Source organism: Escherichia sp. WS547 (genome assembly GCF_046486065.1).
Lineage (GTDB): Bacteria > Pseudomonadota > Gammaproteobacteria > Enterobacterales > Enterobacteriaceae > Escherichia > Escherichia coli.
Genome location: NZ_JBJQMA010000018.1, coordinates 1 through 19,011, shown reverse-complemented (window position 1 = coordinate 19,011; position 19,011 = coordinate 1). Strand labels below are relative to the sequence as shown.

General features: G+C 52.8%; 18 protein-coding genes and 1 pseudogene. 4 read left to right on the top strand and 15 right to left on the bottom strand.

What is annotated here, in order from left to right; translation table 11 throughout:
- Positions 1–3 precede the first annotated feature (3 nt).
- The 5 genes from fur to ybfF form a co-directional block, all read right to left on the bottom strand.
- The gene (gene fur / locus ACJHWK_RS16080) at positions 4–450 is read right to left on the bottom strand and encodes a ferric iron uptake transcriptional regulator (protein WP_000131702.1); all 447 of its coding nucleotides are present in this window, start codon (positions 448–450) and stop codon (positions 4–6) included.
- Positions 443–529, bottom strand: a complete 87-nt coding sequence (uof, locus tag ACJHWK_RS16075) for a fur leader peptide (protein WP_001695552.1) — start codon at positions 527–529, stop codon at positions 443–445. The genes fur and uof overlap by 8 nt, the downstream gene beginning before the upstream one ends.
- 209 nt (positions 530–738) lie before the next feature.
- Positions 739–1,269, bottom strand: a complete 531-nt coding sequence (gene fldA / locus ACJHWK_RS16070; RefSeq protein WP_001018618.1) for a flavodoxin FldA — start codon at positions 1,267–1,269, stop codon at positions 739–741.
- 139 nt (positions 1,270–1,408) lie between these two features.
- Positions 1,409–1,702, bottom strand: coding sequence for a LexA regulated protein (ybfE, locus tag ACJHWK_RS16065; protein WP_001300829.1), 294 nt, complete (start codon positions 1,700–1,702; stop codon positions 1,409–1,411).
- 139 nt (positions 1,703–1,841) lie between these two features.
- On the bottom strand, positions 1,842–2,606 hold the full coding sequence (gene ybfF / locus ACJHWK_RS16060; protein WP_000773272.1) for an esterase: 765 nt from the start codon (positions 2,604–2,606) through the stop codon (positions 1,842–1,844).
- Positions 2,607–2,790: 184 nt separating this feature from the next.
- On the opposite strand from ybfF, the gene seqA reads away from it, so the two are divergent.
- Complete coding sequence (gene seqA, locus ACJHWK_RS16055; protein WP_000848387.1) at positions 2,791–3,336, top strand: replication initiation negative regulator SeqA; 546 nt, start codon at positions 2,791–2,793, stop codon at positions 3,334–3,336.
- A 25-nt stretch (positions 3,337–3,361) separates the two neighbouring features.
- The gene (gene pgm, locus ACJHWK_RS16050) at positions 3,362–5,002 is read left to right on the top strand and encodes a phosphoglucomutase (alpha-D-glucose-1,6-bisphosphate-dependent) (protein ID WP_001295675.1); all 1,641 of its coding nucleotides are present in this window, start codon (positions 3,362–3,364) and stop codon (positions 5,000–5,002) included.
- 56 nt (positions 5,003–5,058) lie between these two features.
- On the opposite strand, the gene potE is transcribed toward pgm, so the two are convergent.
- The 10 genes from potE to kdpF all read right to left on the bottom strand — a co-directional run bounded on the left by potE (position 5,059) and on the right by kdpF (position 17,027).
- The gene (gene potE, locus ACJHWK_RS16045; RefSeq protein ID WP_000075850.1) at positions 5,059–6,378 is read right to left on the bottom strand and encodes a putrescine-ornithine antiporter; all 1,320 of its coding nucleotides are present in this window, start codon (positions 6,376–6,378) and stop codon (positions 5,059–5,061) included.
- The gene (gene speF / locus ACJHWK_RS16040; protein ID WP_021523044.1) at positions 6,375–8,573 is read right to left on the bottom strand and encodes an ornithine decarboxylase SpeF; all 2,199 of its coding nucleotides are present in this window, start codon (positions 8,571–8,573) and stop codon (positions 6,375–6,377) included. The genes potE and speF overlap by 4 nt, the downstream gene beginning before the upstream one ends.
- A 309-nt stretch (positions 8,574–8,882) precedes the next feature.
- The gene (speFL, locus tag ACJHWK_RS16035) at positions 8,883–8,987 is read right to left on the bottom strand and encodes a leader peptide SpeFL (protein WP_001312672.1); all 105 of its coding nucleotides are present in this window, start codon (positions 8,985–8,987) and stop codon (positions 8,883–8,885) included.
- Positions 8,966–9,100 (bottom strand): hypothetical protein, encoded by a 135-nt coding sequence (locus tag ACJHWK_RS16030; protein WP_001299172.1) that lies wholly within the window; start codon positions 9,098–9,100, stop codon positions 8,966–8,968. Before ACJHWK_RS16030 ends, speFL begins: the two co-directional genes overlap by 22 nt.
- 161 nt (positions 9,101–9,261) lie before the next feature.
- Complete coding sequence (gene kdpE / locus ACJHWK_RS16025) at positions 9,262–9,939, bottom strand: two-component system response regulator KdpE (RefSeq protein ID WP_000186102.1); 678 nt, start codon at positions 9,937–9,939, stop codon at positions 9,262–9,264.
- Entirely contained in the window at positions 9,936–12,620 is a 2,685-nt protein-coding gene (kdpD, locus tag ACJHWK_RS16020; RefSeq protein WP_001522559.1) for a two-component system sensor histidine kinase KdpD, read from the bottom strand. Before kdpD ends, kdpE begins: the two co-directional genes overlap by 4 nt.
- Positions 12,613–13,185, bottom strand: a complete 573-nt coding sequence (gene kdpC / locus ACJHWK_RS16015) for a K(+)-transporting ATPase subunit C (protein ID WP_001522564.1) — start codon at positions 13,183–13,185, stop codon at positions 12,613–12,615. Before kdpC ends, kdpD begins: the two co-directional genes overlap by 8 nt.
- Before the next feature lie 8 nt (positions 13,186–13,193).
- Positions 13,194–15,242, bottom strand: coding sequence for a potassium-transporting ATPase subunit KdpB (kdpB, locus tag ACJHWK_RS16010; RefSeq protein WP_001522567.1), 2,049 nt, complete (start codon positions 15,240–15,242; stop codon positions 13,194–13,196).
- Between the two features lie 22 nt (positions 15,243–15,264).
- Positions 15,265–16,938: a potassium-transporting ATPase subunit KdpA gene (kdpA, locus tag ACJHWK_RS16005; RefSeq protein WP_001522568.1), complete on the bottom strand. Its 1,674-nt coding sequence runs from the start codon at positions 16,936–16,938 to the stop codon at positions 15,265–15,267.
- Positions 16,938–17,027: a K(+)-transporting ATPase subunit F gene (gene kdpF, locus ACJHWK_RS16000; protein ID WP_001365534.1), complete on the bottom strand. Its 90-nt coding sequence runs from the start codon at positions 17,025–17,027 to the stop codon at positions 16,938–16,940. The genes kdpA and kdpF overlap by 1 nt, the downstream gene beginning before the upstream one ends.
- Before the next feature lie 312 nt (positions 17,028–17,339).
- Here kdpF and ACJHWK_RS15995 point away from each other — a divergent pair, with 312 nt between their 5' ends.
- Positions 17,340–17,546: a YbfA family protein gene (locus tag ACJHWK_RS15995; protein ID WP_000424926.1), complete on the top strand. Its 207-nt coding sequence runs from the start codon at positions 17,340–17,342 to the stop codon at positions 17,544–17,546.
- Positions 17,547–17,793: 247 nt separating this feature from the next.
- Positions 17,794–19,011: pseudogene (gene rhsC, locus ACJHWK_RS15990) on the top strand (rhs element protein RhsC); the annotation flags it as partial.

Below are 19,011 nucleotides of genomic sequence, written 5' to 3'. Positions count from 1 at the left end.
GGCTTATTTGCCTTCGTGCGCGTGCTCATCTTCGCGGCAATCGCCTTCGGCACAGTGACCGTAAAGATAGAGACTGTGGTTAGTCAGGCGAATGCCATGTTTTGCGGCAATTTCACGCTGACGCGCTTCGATGGAATCATCACTAAATTCGATTACCTTGCCGCAGTCGAGGCAGATCAGGTGATCGTGGTGATGTTGCTGTGTCAGTTCAAATACGGATTTACCGCCTTCAAAATTGTGGCGGGTGACGATACCAGCGTCGTCAAACTGGTTCAGTACGCGATATACCGTAGCCAGACCAATTTCTTCACCCATATCGATCAGACGTTTGTATAAATCTTCCGCACTGACGTGATGGTTGTCCGGCTCCTGAAGAACTTCCAGGATTTTTAAACGAGGAAGCGTTACTTTCAGGCCAGCTTTCTTTAGGGCGGTATTGTTATCAGTCATGCGGAATCTGTCCTGTTACTAAGCGGTTCACTTCATTAGGAGAAGTGACAGAATTTGCTCTTGAGATAATGCGTATCATTATAGAATTGCCACGCCTAAATGAAAACCACAAGTCCCTGGCAAATATTGTTAATAAAAACGTGGCACAGCTTACATTTACAACGGCAAGGCCACTTGAACACCGGGACATTGTACAGGTACAACAGCAAAAGTTACAAATTTGTAGCAATTATTTTGATTGGCATTATCTATTAATACGGCGTAGACATGAGTCTACGCCGCATCACATCAGGCATTGAGAATTTCGTCGAGATGCAACTCTTCAGAAATCTGTTTAACCCATTTTTCTACACGTTCAGCGGTCAGTTCCGGCTGACGGTCTTCGTCGATAGCCAGACCGACAAAGTGGTCGTCATCTGCCAGACCTTTTGATGCTTCGAAATGATAGCCCGCAGTTGGCCAGTGACCAACAATGGTTGCACCGCGCGGTTCAATGATGTCGCGGATGGTGCCCAATGCGTCACAGAAGTATTCAGCGTAATCTTCCTGGTCACCACAACCAAACAGCGCAACCAGTTTGCCATTGAAATCAATCTCTTCGAGAGTCGGAAAGAAGTCATCCCAGTCACACTGCGCTTCGCCGTAATACCAGGTTGGGATGCCCAGCAGCAGAATGTCATATGCTTCCAGATCTTCTTTGCTGCTTTTTGCAATGTCATGGACATCGGCAACGTCTTTACCAAGCTGTTTTTGAATCATTTTTGCGATATTTTCGGTATTACCGGTGTCGCTGCCGAAAAAGATGCCAGTGATAGCCATGAGTGAAATAACCTCTTGAAACTTATTGAAATGGGGGTGGAAAATTGCCCACGGATAAAGGCAATCATAGCAGAACAGGCAGTCTTGCGGAATCAGCAAACGAGCAGGACTGCACACTGTGCTACATGAAAGTGGAAATTTAAACGATGCCCTGACTACGCAGCGCCGCCAGTTGCTGCATTAACATCTCTTCGATCAGTTCGCTACGGCTCATATTGCGCGATTCCGCCAGCTCGTTCAGCGCCTCGACAGCTTCCGCGTTCAGCTTCAGTTCGACACGCTTAAGGCCACGTACTTTATCGCGTTTTAGCTGGTTGCGTTTATTAATACGCAGCTGTTCATCGCGCGAAAGCGGATTAGTTTTCGGTCGTCCCGGTCGACGCTCGTGCGCGAACAGATCTAATGTCGTACGGTCCGTTTGTTCTTTGGCCATGATCTTGGTGACTTCGGGGGAAACAATCAGCCAGGCCTCTGCCCGGATGGATAGCGCGCCATAATACATCAGCGCGATGAGTCACGCCAACGCCCACGCGCGGAAAGCGACGCGGACGCTGGGTTTTTAATCAGTTGCGTTAATCATTGAGATAGCGACGGATAGCGCGTAATACCGCATCCGGTTTTTCAGCATGGACCCAGTGACCCGCGCCTGCAATCACATGCGCCCGTGCCTGTGGAAATTGTGCCAGTAAATCATCGCGGTACTGCTCGCTAACATACGGAGAATTGCCGCCAGGGATAAACAGGGCAGGGTGATCCCATGCCGGGATTTTCTCCCAACCCACAATATGCGGATACTGATCCCACAATACCGGCACGTTAAAGCGCCACTCCCCGTCAACAAAAGATTTCAGCAGAAACTGAATCACCCCTTCTTCATTAAGATGCTGGCGCATTATTGCCGCTGCTTGCTGGCGAGTTTGTGCGTCCGATTCACTGACTGCGTTGATGGCCGCGAAAATCTCATCATGCCGGCGAACGTGATAATCGACCGGAGCAATATCAATTGCCACCAGCTTGTCAATCCGATCGGGGGCCAGTGCAGTAAGTGCCATTACCGCTTTACCGCCCATGGAGTGACCGATAAATGTTGCTTTGTCGATCTGCAGTGCATCCAGGGTATCAACAAGATCCTGGGCCATCGCCGGGTAATTCATTACCGGATCTCTCGGTGAAAGACCGTGGTTACGCATATCAACCTGGATGATATTGTGATCGTTTACCAGATCGCGAGCCAGTACGCCAAGGTTGTCTAGGCTACCAAACAGACCATGGACAAGAACGATGGGAGAATTATTGTGCTGGTTTTGTGCAGTTTGCGCGCGGATATTCAATTTCATGGCAAAGTTCTTTTTTTCGCGTTGTCGGGTTAGGGTATTATGTTGACCATTGTGCCACAGGGCTGCAACAAATAAGGTTTATTCCGAGTTTTTCTGCAAGCCAGGCTTGACGCTATCCGCTGCCGGGATTTATTCATATACTCCTGGCGACTTGTATTCAGCTAAGACACTGCACTGGATTAAGATGAAAACGATTGAAGTTGATGATGAACTCTACAGCTATATTGCCAGCCACACTAAGCATATCGGCGAGAGCGCATCCGACATTTTACGGCGTATGTTGAAATTTTCCGCCGCATCACAGCCTGCTGCTCCGGTGACGAAAGAGGTTCGCGTTGCGTCACCTGCTATCGTCGAAGCGAAGCCGGTCAAAACGATTAAAGACAAGGTTCGCGCAATGCGTGAACTTCTGCTTTCGGATGAATACGCAGAGCAAAAGCGAGCGGTCAATCGCTTTATGCTGCTGTTGTCTACACTATATTCTCTTGACGCCCAGGCGTTTGCCGAAGCAACGGAATCGTTGCACGGTCGTACACGCGTTTACTTTGCGGCAGATGAACAAACGCTGCTGAAAAATGGTAATCAGACCAAGCCGAAACATGTGCCAGGCACGCCGTATTGGGTGATCACCAACACCAACACCGGCCGTAAATGCAGCATGATCGAACACATCATGCAGTCGATGCAATTCCCGGCGGAATTGATTGAGAAGGTTTGCGGAACTATCTAAAACGTTGCAGACAAAGGACAAAGCAATGGCAATCCACAATCGTGCAGGCCAACCTGCACAACAGAGTGATTTGATTAACGTCGCCCAACTGACGGCGCAATATTATGTACTGAAACCAGAAGCAGGGAATGCGGAGCACGCGGTGAAATTCGGTACTTCCGGTCACCGTGGCAGTGCAGCGCGCCACAGCTTTAACGAGCCGCACATTCTGGCGATCGCTCAGGCAATTGCTGAAGAACGTGCGAAAAACGGCATCACTGGCCCTTGCTATGTGGGTAAAGATACTCACGCTCTGTCCGAGCCTGCGTTCATTTCCGTACTGGAAGTGCTGGCAGCGAACGGCGTAGATGTTATTGTGCAGGAAAACAATGGCTTCACTCCGACGCCTGCCGTTTCCAATGCCATCCTGGTTCACAATAAAAAAGGTGGCCCGCTGGCAGACGGTATCGTGATTACACCGTCCCATAACCCGCCGGAAGATGGTGGTATCAAGTACAATCCGCCAAATGGTGGCCCGGCTGATACCAACGTCACCAAAGTGGTGGAAGACAGGGCCAACGCACTGATGGCCGATGGCCTGAAAGGCGTGAAGCGTATCTCCCTCGACGAAGCGATGGCATCCGGTCATGTGAAAGAGCAGGATCTGGTGCAGCCGTTCGTGGAAGGGCTGGCCGATATCGTTGATATGGCGGCGATTCAGAAAGCGGGCCTGACGCTGGGCGTTGATCCGTTGGGCGGTTCCGGTATCGAATACTGGAAGCGCATTGGCGAGTATTACAACCTCAACCTGACCATCGTTAACGATCAGGTCGATCAAACCTTCCGCTTTATGCACCTCGATAAAGACGGTGCGATCCGTATGGACTGCTCCTCCGAGTGTGCGATGGCGGGCCTGCTGGCACTGCGTGATAAGTTCGATCTGGCGTTTGCTAACGACCCGGATTATGACCGTCACGGTATCGTCACTCCGGCAGGTTTGATGAATCCGAACCACTACCTGGCGGTGGCGATCAACTACCTGTTCCAGCATCGTCCGCAGTGGGGCAAAGATGTTGCTGTCGGTAAAACGCTGGTTTCATCTGCGATGATCGACCGTGTGGTCAATGACTTGGGCCGTAAGCTGGTAGAAGTCCCGGTAGGTTTCAAATGGTTTGTTGATGGTCTGTTCGACGGCAGCTTCGGCTTTGGCGGCGAAGAGAGCGCAGGGGCTTCCTTCCTGCGTTTCGACGGCACGCCGTGGTCCACCGACAAAGACGGCATCATCATGTGTCTGCTGGCGGCGGAAATCACCGCTGTCACCGGTAAGAACCCGCAGGAACACTACAACGAACTGGCAAAACGCTTTGGTGCGCCGAGCTACAACCGTTTGCAGGCAGCTGCGACTTCCGCACAAAAAGCGGCGTTGTCTAAGCTGTCTCCGGAAATGGTGAGCGCCAGCACCCTGGCAGGTGACCCGATCACCGCGCGCCTGACTGCGGCACCGGGCAATGGTGCTTCTATCGGCGGTCTGAAAGTGATGACTGACAACGGCTGGTTCGCCGCGCGTCCGTCAGGCACGGAAGACGCGTACAAGATTTATTGCGAAAGCTTCCTCGGTGAAGAGCATCGCAAGCAGATCGAGAAAGAAGCGGTTGAGATTGTTAGCGAAGTTCTGAAAAACGCGTAAACACATTAAATAAGAAAAAGGGCGGTCGGAAGATCGCCCTTTTTTGCTTTTCTTAATTAACCGTGTTTATTTTTCAGTTCAAAGCGTGGTGAGACCAGACCATACAGTGTCCAACCGAGGAAGGTCACGATGGAACCGTATAGCATGGCTTCTTCCCCGGATGAGTACAGCGCATAAAAGCTGTACATCGCGCCAACAAAAGCAACAAAGTTTGCAACTTTCGCTTTTGAGGGGGGCACATTAGCGACCTTCTGAATAATGACTAATGCCGCCATTGACAGAATATACGGAATGATATTGGTCACCACGGCCAGGTTAACCAGCACGTTGAACTGACTGTTTAGCGACGGGCTAATCGTCATCAGCGCCAACCCGCTCTGGATAATCACAATGGTCAACATTCCCTGCACCGGTGCATCCACTTTGGTTACACGGGAGAAAATTTTAGGGAAGTAGCCTTCATCAGATGAAGATTTAAACACCTGGGCAATGGTGAACTGCCAGCCAAGCAGCGAACCGCAGCAGGACATCACCATCAGCGCCATAATGACTTTACCCACTTCTGGCGTGAACATCTGTGCGAAGGCCAGGCCAAATGGTGCCGTTGAATTTGCCAGCTCCATATTAGGCACAATCCCTGCAATCACGTTGGTGGAGACGATATAAATCACCGCCGCACCTAACGTACCGCCGAGTACCGCGATTGGCACATTACGTTCCGGGTTTTCCACTACATCAGTATTCGCACACGCAGACTCCAGACCAAGAAAAGCCCACAGCGTCATAGCGATGGAAGAACCTACCGCACTGAAGAACGGTGCATGATGCGGATTCCAGGAATCAACGTAAAGCGTCGGGCTAAACCAGAACCAGCCGATAACGCACAGGCCTACCACCGGAATAATGACCCCCCACACGGTAATGCTACTGATTTGCCCGGTAATGCGCGCACCACCAAAGTTAGCCACGGTACAAATCCACAGCACCCCGATGGTCGCAAGACCAATCTGCACTGGCGACAAACTCGCGCCGAGCAGTTCGGTGCCGTAACCAACCGCCGAAATAGCAATCGCGACGTTAGCAATTAGCAGTGAGACGCCGTAGGTATAGTTCGCCATAAAGTTCCCGGATTTACCGAAAGCATACTCCGCATAACCGCCCATACCGCCTGATTTACGGCTGAACATACCGCATTTTGCGAATGCCCATGCCAGTGCCATTGAGCCTACGGCTGTCACCAGCCAGGAAATAATTGAGATTGTCCCGACTTCGGCAAGCTTTGTCGGCAGCATGATGATACCGGAGCCCATCATGTTGACCATCGTCAGTATGGTTAACTGAACGACGCCCATTTTGTTCGATTTAGCCTGACTCATAATTTTTCCCCTTTCAACAGGGTGCTTTGCGCATCACGAGGCTTGATGACATAGCACCAAACTTGCTTACGACCATCATGTTCTTCGATATAGACACCCTGCAGCTCCGGTGCAAAACCTGGCAGCAGGTTGATCCCTTCTTCCAGAGCGCTGAAGTAACGCAAAACAGCACCACCCCAGATTTCACCCGGAACAACACACAGCACACCCGGAGGATAAGGAAGCGCACCTTCGGCAGCGATACGGCCTTCTGCATCCGGCAGACGAACCAGCTCCACTTCACCGCGTAAATAGGCGTAGTTAGCTTCTTGCGGATTCATGCTGACGCGTGGGAAGTGTTCCTTACGGAACATCTCTTTTTGCAGTTGTTTCACGTTGTGGCGGGCATACAAATCATGCATTTCCTGGCACAACTGACGAAGGGTATAACCGGCGTAGCGCTCTTCATGCTGTTTGTAGATGGAAGGTAGCACTTCCGCCAGCGGCGCATCAGATTCCAGCAGTTTTTCGAAGCGTACCAGCAGGGCAACAAGTTGCTGAAGTTTGGCCATATCCTCCGCCGGAGTCAGCAGGAAGAGGATGGAGTTAAGATCGCATTTTTCCGGCACTACGCCATTTTCGCGCAGGAAGTTAGCAAGAATCGTCGCGGGTACACCGAATGTTTCATATTCGCCGTTACGTGCATCAATACCTGGGGTTGTCAGCAACAGTTTGCAAGGATCGACAAAGTATTGATTCTCTGCATAGCCTTCAAAAGAATGCCAGTGTTCCCCTGGTACAAACTGGAAGAAGCGCAGATCAACCGCAATTTGCGCTGTTTCATACGACTGCCAGGGTTTACCATCCACCAGTTCAGGTACGAACGGACGAATATGCTGACAGTTATCGAGGATCAGTTTGCGGGCATTAATGCCATTTACCACACAATCCATCCACATATTACGACCGCTGACACCTTCATGCATTTTGGCGTTGATATCCAGTGCGGCAAACAGCGGATAGAACGGGCTGGTGGAGGCGTGCATCATAAAGGCGTTGTTCATGCGTTTGTGCGGTACATAACGCTGTTGCCCTTTGATGTGGCTGTCTTTTTTATGGATTTGTGAAGTTTGAGAAAAACCAGCCTGCTGTTTATGTACGGATTGCGTAACCAGAATACCCGGATCGTTCTCATTAAGATCCAGCAACAGCGGCGAACAGTCAGCCATCATCGGGATAAATTGCTCATAGCCGACCCATGCGGAGTCAAACAGAATGTAGTCACACAGATGACCAATTTTATCCACCACCTGGCGGGCGTTATAAATCGTACCGTCGTAGGTGCCTAACTGAATCACAGCGAGGCGGAAAGGACGAGCCTCTTTTGCCCGCTGCGGTGCGACTTCCGCGATCAGCTCACGCAGGTAACTTTCTTCAAAACAATGCGCATCAATGCCACCGATAAAGCCATACGGGTTACGTGCCGTTTCCAGATAAACCGGTGTTGCACCAGCCTGTAGCAACGCTCCGTGGTGGTTAGATTTGTGGTTATTGCGATCAAACAGCACCAGATCACCCGGTGTTAGCAGGGCGTTTAAAACCACTTTGTTAGAAGATGAAGTGCCATTTAGAACGAAGTATGTTTTATCGGCATTAAACACTTTTGCCGCATGTTGCTGTGCAATGCATGGTGCGCCTTCGTGAATCAGCAGATCGCCCATTGCCACATCCGCGTTGCATAAGTCGGAACGGAACAGCGTTTCTCCGAAGTACTCCACGAACTGATTCCCTGCCGGATGACGACGGAAAAACTCACCTCCCTGATGACCCGGGCAGTCAAAAGCGCTATTGCCCTGATTGACATAATCGACCAGTGCGCGGAAGAAGGGCGGGCGCAGTTGCGTTTCATAATGGCTAGCAGCGGTTTCTAACTGACGTCCATAAAACTCTTTCCGTGATTCGCAATGCTCGAAGACACCAGAAATACGTGGCAGATATTCTGCTGGTACACGTTCTTCATTTGCCGTTGCAATAAAAACAGGAATGCCATAGCCAGTAGCGTCTATTTCATCGAGTTTTCCACGTTCAACATCATTGACTGATAAAATAATGGCGGCAACGTCAATATAATTACTTTCGTCAATATTCACGCATGCACGATGAGTGGAAAAACAATCCGGGCAAGAACGGCTAACGGCAATTTTTAATTCTGACATTTTGTTCATCTCTTTATTTCAGGTAATAGCAGGTCCTCAATTTCTCAAAGGAGAAATTGATCACGCCGGAAAAAAGCAAAACCCCACCGCTGATAAATAAATCAGTAGTTTGCTTTTTGTAGATGCAATAACCCAGACCAGCCCGGTAACTGGCTATACTCGTCATACCTCAAGTTGCAAGTGCTGCGACTCGAATTATTTAGAGTTTAAAAGGGTTAGCAGTATATGAGCACCGAGGAATACAGGTATTAACCTGTAATGCTTAAAGTCAGGGAGACCTGTACGTTGGGGTGCCCTTTAGTCAGAAGACTAGCGGGCATTAAAGAAATGAAAGTCAAAACTATTACGATGGGCAAACTTCATGATATGGGTTGTCCGCCTTATATGAGGCATTAAGCGGTTATTATTTTCCATTTACCTTTACCTCTTGCTGTGTCAGTTGAAGGTAGAGTTATTCTATCCATGAAATGGCTATAATCTGTGAAGAAGATCAACAAAAAACGATCATACCCCAGATAATAAATCATTAATTATGAATATTGCCATATTAGATGCTGTTTTGTTACTTAAATGTTGTAATTTTGTGTTTTATATTTGCGTTAAGAAATTAAACCTGCCAAATAATAATATTTGGAGCAGGTTTAATAATAAATTAATCACTATTAAAGCGAATTTATTGAATAACAATTCAAAGCATAAACCGATACCCAATACCGGTTTCAGTAATGAAATGGCGGGGGCGAGCGGGATCCTGTTCCAGTTTTTGTCGCAGATGTCCCATATAAATACGCAAATAATGACTGTGTTCGACCGCGTTTGGCCCCCACACCTGGTTAAGGAGCTGGCGCTGGGTGAGCACTTTTCCGGCATTGTTGAGCAGCACCGCCAGCAGGCGAAACTCAATTGGTGTGAGATGCACCTCTTCCTCACCGCGATGGATCACGCGGGCGGCTAAATCGACGGTAACATCGGAAAATTTCACCAGCGGATCGGGCGCAGCGGTGGCGGAGTGGCGACGTAAAGCGACGCGCAGACGGGCCTGCAATTCGCCAATGCCAAACGGCTTACTCAGGTAATCATCCGCTCCGGCATCCAGCGCGGCGATTTTGTCGCTCTCTTCGCTGCGTGCGGAAAGCACAATCACTGGCACTGCGCTCCACTGGCGCAGGTCGCGGATAAACTCAATCCCATCACCATCGGGCAGGCCGAGATCGAGAATAATCAAATCTGGCTTACGGGTAGCCGCTTCCAGCAAGCCGCGTTGCAGCGTTTCGGCCTCATAGACGCGCATCCCGTCGCCCTCCAGCGCCGTGCGCAGAAAGCGACGAATAGCCTGTTCATCTTCAACAATCAGAACGTTTGTCACATATCCTCATGAAATTCTTCAAGTTCAGGGGCTGTTTGCTGGGGAAGTGTAACACGAAAACAGGCACCACCTTCCGGTCGGTTGAATGCGGTAATGGTGCCGCCGTGTACATCCACTATCGCCCGACAAATTGCCAACCCAAGCCCTACACCCGGTACCGCCGACTCTTTATTCCCGCGAGCAAACTTATCAAATATCGTCTGCTCCTGGCCTGGTGGAAGACCGGGGCCGTTATCCCAGACATCCAGTTGTAGATTTTCGCCCTCAACGTGGGCATTGATACCAATTTCGGCCTGCGCCCCCGCGTATTTCACCGCGTTCTCCAGCAGATTAATCAGCACCCGTTCAAAGAGTGGCCCGTCAACGTGGATTAAGGTCAGCGGTTCTGGCAGAGAAAGATTGATGGTCGACGATAAACCCGGTTCCAGCATTTGCAGCGCGCTGCCGACCACTTCTTCCAGCGTTAACCACTCTTTCTTCAAATTAAAGCCGCCGGACTGAATTCGTGCCATATCCAGTAGATTATTCACCAGTCGGGTGGTGTTCAGCACATGCTGACGAATCTCGCTGGCCTGGCGGGCGTGGGGCGATCCTTCGCTCGCCAGATCGAGCGTTAAGATTTCTGCCTGACCGAACAGCACCGTGAGCGGAGTGCGTAAATCATGCGAAAGCGCCGCCAGCAGGGCGTTGCGGATCTGTTCACGTTCGCTTGCCATCCGCGCCTGTTCTTCGCTGGCGGTCAGTGTCAGCCGCTCAAGGGCATTGGCGACTAACAACGTAAATGTCTCCAGCAGGCGCTGCTGTTCCGGGATCATCAACTGGCGCAGATTCCCCGGTTCCACCACCACCAGTCCGTAGGTTTTCTCGCCGCTTTTTAGCGGCAAAATCTGGTACGGTACACCGGGTAACGTGTCGGTGCCCGCGCCCGCAGGCAGGCCTTTATCAAAACTCCACTGCGCGATGGCATCGTCCCACGGGGTCATTCCTTGCGGATGTGTTAACGGCTGCAATTTACCGTTGTCATCGGGTAACAGCACCTGACTGCGGGCATGAAACGTGGAGGCAATAAACTGTTCGCTGGTGGCGGCGATGTCCTGCGGACTGCGGCCCACCGCCAGAGCTTTCGACATTTCATATAAGTGCCGTGTGCGTTGCTCGCGGTAACGGGCTACCCGCGCCTGATAACGCACGCCCGCAGTAAGGTTCCCGATCACCAGCCCGACGGTTAACATCACCGCGAAGGTCAGCAGATATTGCACATCAGAGACGGCAAGCGTGCCGCGTGGGGCGATAAAAAAGAGATCGAAACTCACCACATTAATGACGGTGGCGACCACCGAAGGCCAGCGCCCATAAAACAGTGCCACCACCACCACGCCAAGCAGATACAGCATCACCAGGTTGGCGGCATCAAACGCCATCAGCCACTGCATGGCAATTAAGGTGATAACGGCGCATAACGCGGCGGCAACCACGCATCCCTGAATCTGTACCCGCCACTTGTCTTTAAAAGAGCGGCTATCCGGCGCGTTGTTAATCGTGCGGGCGGGTGGTTCATCAAGCGCGACCAGCACCTGATCGAGATCGGGGGCGATGCGCGCCAGTCGGTCAGCAAACGTTTCCCGACGCCACCAGCGGCGCGAGGCTGGGCGACCGAGAATAATCTTGCCGAGATTATGTTCACGGGCATAACGCACTACCGCTTTCTCTTCCGCTGGATCAGAAAGTGTTGCCGTCTCTGCGCCCAGCTCCTGCGCCAGACGTAAGGCGCTGAGAATTGCCCGACGTTTTTTCTCCGGTAAGCGATGCAGGGTAGGGGTTTCAACATACACCGCGTGCCAGACGCTACCCAGCCGTGACGCCAGCCGCGCCGCCGCGCGGACCAGTTTCTCACTACCAGTGTTATGGCCGATGCATAAAAGGATCGCGTCGCGCGTGTGCCAGACTTTCTCTTCGCCAGGATGCCCCCGCCAGGCGCGCATTTGCTCATCTACGCGATCGGCAGTACGGCGCAGTGCCAATTCGCGCAGGGCGATCAGATTACCTTTACGAAAAAAATGTTCAATGGCGCGTTCCGCCTGCCCGGCAATATAGACTTTACCTTCTTTCAGCCGTTGACGCAGATCGTCCGGGGGCAAGTCCACCAGCACCACGTCGTCGGCGGCATCGAAAAAAGGATCGGGCACGGTTTCTCGTACCTGAATTCCGGTGACGCCACTGACCACATCATTCAGGCTTTCCAGATGCTGAACGTTGACGGTAGTGAAAACATCAATGCCCGCTTCCAGCAGTTCTTCGATGTCCTGCCAGCGTTTAGGATGACGAGAACCTGGCGCATTACTGTGCGCCAGTTCGTCCATTAAGATCAGCGCCGGACGGCGGGCGAGGGCGGCATCGAGATCAAACTCGCTGATATGCCGCCCACGGTACGCCTGGCGTTTGGGCGGCAGAACAGCCAGCCCTTCCAGCATTGCGGCGGTATCTTTCCGCCCGTGGGTTTCAACCACGCCAACCACAATATCCAGCCCTTGCGCCCGCAGTCGCTGGGCCTCTGCCAGCATCGCCCAGGTCTTTCCGACGCCTGCGCAGGCACCGAAGAAAACTTTCAGCTTCCCCCGATGCGGCGCGGCAGTTTGTTCCAGCAGACGATCGGGGTCGGGACGTAAAGGTTCGTTATTCATCAAGTTTATCCAGCGCCAGATTGAGTTCGACAATGTTGACGACCGGCTGGCCGATATATTTCACCAGCGGTTGTTGGCTGTATTTTGCGATCAGCTGCGTGAGCTGTTCAACGCTGAGATTGCGCGCTTTCGCCACGCGTGGGATCTGCCAGGCTGCCGCTTGCGGGGTGATGTTATTGTCCAGCCCGCTTGCCGATGCCGTCACCAGTTCAACCGGAACGTTCGCGCTGGCATCCGGGTTAGCGGCCCGTAATGCAGCAACGCGTGCGGCTATTAGTTTATCCAGCTCAGGGTTACTGACCGCCAGGTTGCTCCCGCCAGAAGCCTGTGGATTATAGGGCATTTCTGCCGTTGCCGACGGGCGACCCTGAAAATAGCCGTTGCCGGTAAAATTCTGCCCGATTAATGCCGAACCGCGCACCGTATCACCTTCACGAATCAACGAACCGTTGGCCTGCCAGGGAAACCACCATTGCCCCAGCACGGTGGTTAGCAGCGGGTAAACGCCGCCAGTAATCAATAACAGAAAGAGAAATGTCGATAATGTCGGACGTAATCCACGCATGGTAAACCTCACACCAGACCGCAAACGGTCAGCAGTAAATCAATGACTTTGATACCGATAAACGGCACCAGCAGCCCACCCAGACCGTAAATCCATAAGTTACGGCGCAACATGGCAGAAGCGGTAAGCGGTTTATAACTCACGCCTTTTAACGCTAGGGGAATCAAAAAGACGATAATCAAGGCGTTGAAAATCACCGCACTGAGGATTGCGGAGTCGGGCGAATGCAGGCGCATGATGTTCAGCGCATTTAACTGTGGATACGTTGCCGCGAACGCCGCCGGAATAATGGCGAAGTATTTCGCCACATCGTTGGCAATGCTGAAGGTGGTCAGCGAGCCACGGGTCATCAGCATCTGTTTGCCAATATGTACCACCTCGATCAACTTGGTCGGGTTAGAGTCGAGATCCACCATATTGCCCGCTTCTTTCGCCGCCTGAGTACCGGAGTTCATCGCCACCGCGACATCTGCCTGCGCCAGCGCCGGAGCATCGTTGGTGCCATCGCCGGTCATCGCCACTAAACGGCCTTCTGCCTGATACTGACGAATCAATGCCAGCTTGGCTTCTGGTGTCGCTTCGGCGAGGAAATCATCGACGCCCGCTTCCGCAGCAATGGCGGCGGCAGTCAGACGGTTATCGCCGGTAATCATCACCGTTTTAATGCCCATTTTGCGCAGTTGGGCGAAGCGCTCTTTAATACCGCCTTTGACGATATCTTTTAGCGCAATAACGCCCAACACGCGGGAACCTTCCACCACGACCAGCGGTGTTGCCCCCAGGCGTGCTACTTGATCGACTTTTTGATCGACGTCGGCAGGGAAGTGACCACCATTAGCCTCAACATGGCGGCGAATGGCATCGACAGAACCTTTACGGATCATGCGGTTGTCGATGTTGATCCCGCTCATCCGGCTTTGCGCAGTAAACGGTACAAAGGTGGCATGGAGCGACTGCACATCGCGCTCGCGCAGGTTAAAACGCTGCTTGGCGAGGATCACAATACTGCGGCCTTCCGGCGTTTCATCAGCCAGTGAAGCCAGTTGTGCGGCGTCAGCCAGCGTTTTTTCATCCACGCCCTGCGCGGGGATAAGCTCCGACGCCTGACGGTTACCGAGTGTGATGGTGCCGGTTTTATCCAGTAGCAGAACGTCAACGTCACCTGCCGCTTCAACTGCACGTCCGCTGGTGGCAATCACATTCGCGCCCAGCATCCGACTCATCCCGGCGACGCCGATCGCTGACAACAGGCCGCCAATAGTGGTTGGGATCAGACAGACCAGCAGCGCCACCAGTACCGTTACACTCACTGCATTACCGCCCCACGCGGAAAACGGCCACAGCGTGGCGGTTGCCAGTAAAAAGACGATAGTCAGGGCAATCAGGAGAATGGTCAGGGCAATCTCGTTCGGCGTTTTGCGTCGCTGTGCGCCTTCCACCATCGCGATCATCCTATCCAGAAATGTCTCGCCGGGGTTAACGCTGCACTCAATCACCAGCCAGTCAGAAAGAATACGCGTGCCGCCAGTGACGGAGGCAAAATCGCCGCCGGATTCACGGATCACCGGTGCCGATTCCCCGGTGATGGCGCTTTCATCGACCGATGCGCCCCCTTCAATGACTTCACCATCGCAGGGGATAATATCGCCAGCTTCTACCAGTACGATATCGCCTTTACGCAGTTGATCGGCGGGAACTTTGTCCGCCGCAGCGCCATATTTCGGCTCACACAGCTTGCGGGCAAAGGCAGTTTTTTTCACCCCTTTCAGGCTGTTGGCCTGCGCTTTACTGCGGCCTTCTGCCAGCGCCTCGGCGAAATTAGCGAACAGTACGGTGATCCACAGCCAGCCGCTAATGGCCGCGCTAAACAGCGCATTGCCAGGCATCGCACCGCTTGCCATCGCGATGCTAATACAGGTGGTCAGCAGACTGCCGATCCAGACGATAAACATCACCGGATTGCGCCATTGCGCCTGCGGGTTTAATTTTTTCACCGCTTCTTTCAGCGCCTGAACGACAAGTGTTGGTTCGAATAGCGCCAGTTGTTTACGACTCATATTCAGTGCTCACTCAATATCATCAGGAGAGATATTCCGCCACCGGACCAAGCGCCAGGGCAGGGATAAAGGTCAGTGCGCCAACCAGCAACACGGTGCCGATTAACAGGCCAACAAACAGCGGGCCGTGCGTTGGCAGCGTGCCGGAGCTGGCGGGTTGGCTCTTTTTACTCACCAACGAACCGGCAATTGCCATCACCGGGATAATCACCCCGAAGCGACCGACAAACATGCAGAACGCCAGTAAACAGTTCCAGAATGGGGAGTTGGCGCTTAATCCGGCAAAGGCGCTGCCGTTGTTGTTAGCGGCGGACGACACGGCGTACAGCACTTCGCTAAAACCATGCGGGCCAGGGTTGAGCATGGCGCTACGTCCGGCGTCGGTCATCATTGCCAGCGCCGCGCCCATCAGCACCAGTGTTGGAGTAACCAGAATCGCCAGTGCAGTCAGTTTCATCTCGCGTACGTCGATTTTTTTACCCAGATATTCCGGTGTACGACCAATCATCAGCCCGGCAATAAACACCGCCAGCAGAACAAACAGCATCATGCCGTAAAGACCAGAACCGACACCGCCGAATACCACTTCACCAATTTGCATCAGCCACATCGGCACCATGCCACCGAGAGCGGTAAACGAATCATGCATCGCAATCACCGCGCCACAGGACGCCGCCGTAGTCACGACCGCAAACAGGCTACTGACCAGCACGCCGAAACGGCTCTCTTTACCTTCCATATTGATGCTGCTGTCCGCACCCAGCGCCAGCAGATGAGGATTACCCTGAACTTCTGCCCACATCACCACGCCTACGCAGATGACAAAAATCACTGACATCGCCCACAGCAACATGCGCCCCTGGCGGCGATCGCCCGTCACTTCACCAAAGGCAAAGCACAGCGCTGTTGGGATCAAGAAGATCGCCAGCATCTGCACGAAGTTGGTCAGTGCGGTTGGGTTTTCAAACGGATGCGACGAGTTGGCATTAAAGAAGCCACCGCCGTTAGTACCGAGCATCTTGATCGCTTCCTGAGAAGCCACCGGACCCATGGGTAACAGCTGTTGCGCTCCTTCAACGGTATTCACCGCCTGATAGGGCAGAAAGTTTTGCAGTGCACCTTGTTGAATAAAAAACAGTGCGATCAACAACGCCACAGGGACTAGCACCCATAACGTGATGCGTAGCAGATCGACCCAGGCATTCCCGAGTGTGCTCATGCTCTGGCGGGTAAATGCACGGATGAGGGCAAAAATCACCGCAATCCCGCTGGCGGCAGAAAGAAAGTTTTGCACCGTTAAGCCCGCCATCTGGCTGAAATAGCTCAACGTGGTTTCACCGCTATAAGATTGCCAGTTGGTATTGGTGACAAAGCTGACGGCGGTATTCAGCGCCAGATCCCACGACAGCCCTGGCAACTGCTGTGGATTAAGCGGCAGATAGTGCTGACCGAGCAACATAAAAAACAGCACCGCCAGCCCCAGCATGTTCAGGCCGAGAATGGCAGAGAGATACTGCTTCCAGTTCATCTCACTGTCAGAGACGCCAGGTAAACGAAAAAGTACGCGTTCAACACCCGCTGTACCGGGAAGAGGTATGTCGTTAATCAGCCGCGCCAGCCCGCTGCCTAAAGGACGCGCCAGCACCATTAACACCAGTAAAAACGTGGCAATCAGTAAGAACCCTTGCGCAGCCATCAGAACGCCTCCGCATTGATCAGGGCATAAACCAGATAACCCAGTAATAAAAACACCAGCAACACGCCGGCTATCACGCCTGCACTCACAGTGCACCTCCAGTGGCCTAAAAGTGATACCGGAAGGGTAGAATTCTGGCTGCAAAGATTTCGCAAAAATCTTCGGGCGGGATGTAAAAAAAGTATAAAAATGGCAAAAGCCATGATTTAACTGATGGTTAGTATTAATTTAACTTTTGTGTAACTTAATTACACGATGAATGTAAATAAACCATCAATAAGCAAAAATAAGTGGTCGGATGAGTAGTAAAATTACACAAAAGGCGGTACTATTTTCATCAGATAAACAAATTCATTTTTCCGGTGCCATTCACCGGGTAGATACAAAAGGGGGAGAAAAGTATGGAACTCTACAGAGAATATCCTGCATGGCTTATCTTTTTACGCCGTACTTATGCGGTTGCAGCGGGCGTTCTGGCGCTGCCTTTCATGCTTTTCTGGAAAGACCGCGCCCGCTTTTACAGCTACCTGCACCGCGTCTGGTCGAAAACCAGCGAGAAACCGGTGTGGATGGATCAGGCAGAAAAGGCAACTGGTGATTTTTACTGATTGCTAAATATTACGTTCAAAGAAAAGAAAACCGCCAGCGGAAACGCTGGCGGTTTTTTTGTCGGGAAGACGTTCAGGTAAGTATTTATACATCGCATTACCCAACCGAAATATATATTCATGAAATATATATAAATATTTTCCTAATTGTTCTTATCTGACAGATATCTCACTTAAGGCTTTCTTATAAATCTGTAGGGTTTCGCCTGTCAGCAGACAAATAACCCGATAAAACAAGGATGAGCAGATGAGTGGAAAACCGGCGGCGCGTCAGGGCGACATGACGCAGTATGGCGGTAGCATTGTCCAGGGTTCAGCCGGGGTGCGCATCGGTGCCCCCACCGGCGTGGCCTGTTCGGTGTGCCCCGGCGGGGTGACGTCCGGCCATCCGGTCAATCCGCTGCTCGGCGCGAAGGTCCTTCCCGGAGAAACCGACCTTGCCCTGCCCGGCCCGCTGCCGTTCATCCTCTCCCGCACCTACAGCAGTTACCGGACAAAAACGCCCGCGCCGGTGGGGAGCCTCGGCCCCGGCTGGAAAATGCCTGCGGATATCCGCTTACAGCTGCGCGATAACACACTGATACTCAGTGATAACGGCGGCAGAAGCCTGTATTTTGAGCACCTGTTTCCCGGTGAGGACGGTTACAGCCGCAGCGAGTCACTCTGGCTGGTGCGCGGCGGTGTCCTGAAACTGGATGAAGGTCACCGGCTGGCCGCACTCTGGCAGGCGCTGCCGGAAGAACTCCGCTTAAGTCCGCATCGTTATCTGGCGACAAACAGTCCGCAGGGGCCGTGGTGGCTGCTCGGCTGGTGTGAGCGGGTGCCGGAAGCGGATGAGGTGCTGCCCGCGCCGCTGCCGCCGTACCGGGTACTGACCGGGCTGGTGGACCGCTTCGGGCGCACACAGACGTTCCACCGCGAAGCCGCCGGTGAATTCAGCGGCGAAATCACCGGCGTGACGGATGGTGCCGGGCGTCACTTCCGGCTGGTACTGACCACGCAGGCGCAGCGGGCAGAAGAGGCCCGGCAGCAGGCCATTTCCGGCGGGACGGAACCGTCCGCTTTTCCTGATACCCTGCCGGACTACACCGAATATGGCCGGGACAACGGCATCCGTCTGTCTGCCGTGTGGCTGACGCACGACCCGGAATATCCGGACAACCTGCCAGCCGCGCCGCTGGTACGCTATGGCTGGACGCCGCGCGGCGAACTGGCGGCGGTGTATGACCGCAGCAATACACAGGTGCGCAGCTTTACTTACGATGATAAATACCGGGGCCGGATGGTGGCGCACCGTCACACGGGCCGGTCGGAAATCCGTTACCGTTACGACAGTGACGGGCGGGTGACAGAACAGCTAAACCCGGCAGGCTTAAGCTACACGTATCAGTATGAGAAAGACCGCATCACCATCACCGACAGTCTGGACCGCCGTGAAGTGCTGCACACGCAGGGCGAAGGCGGG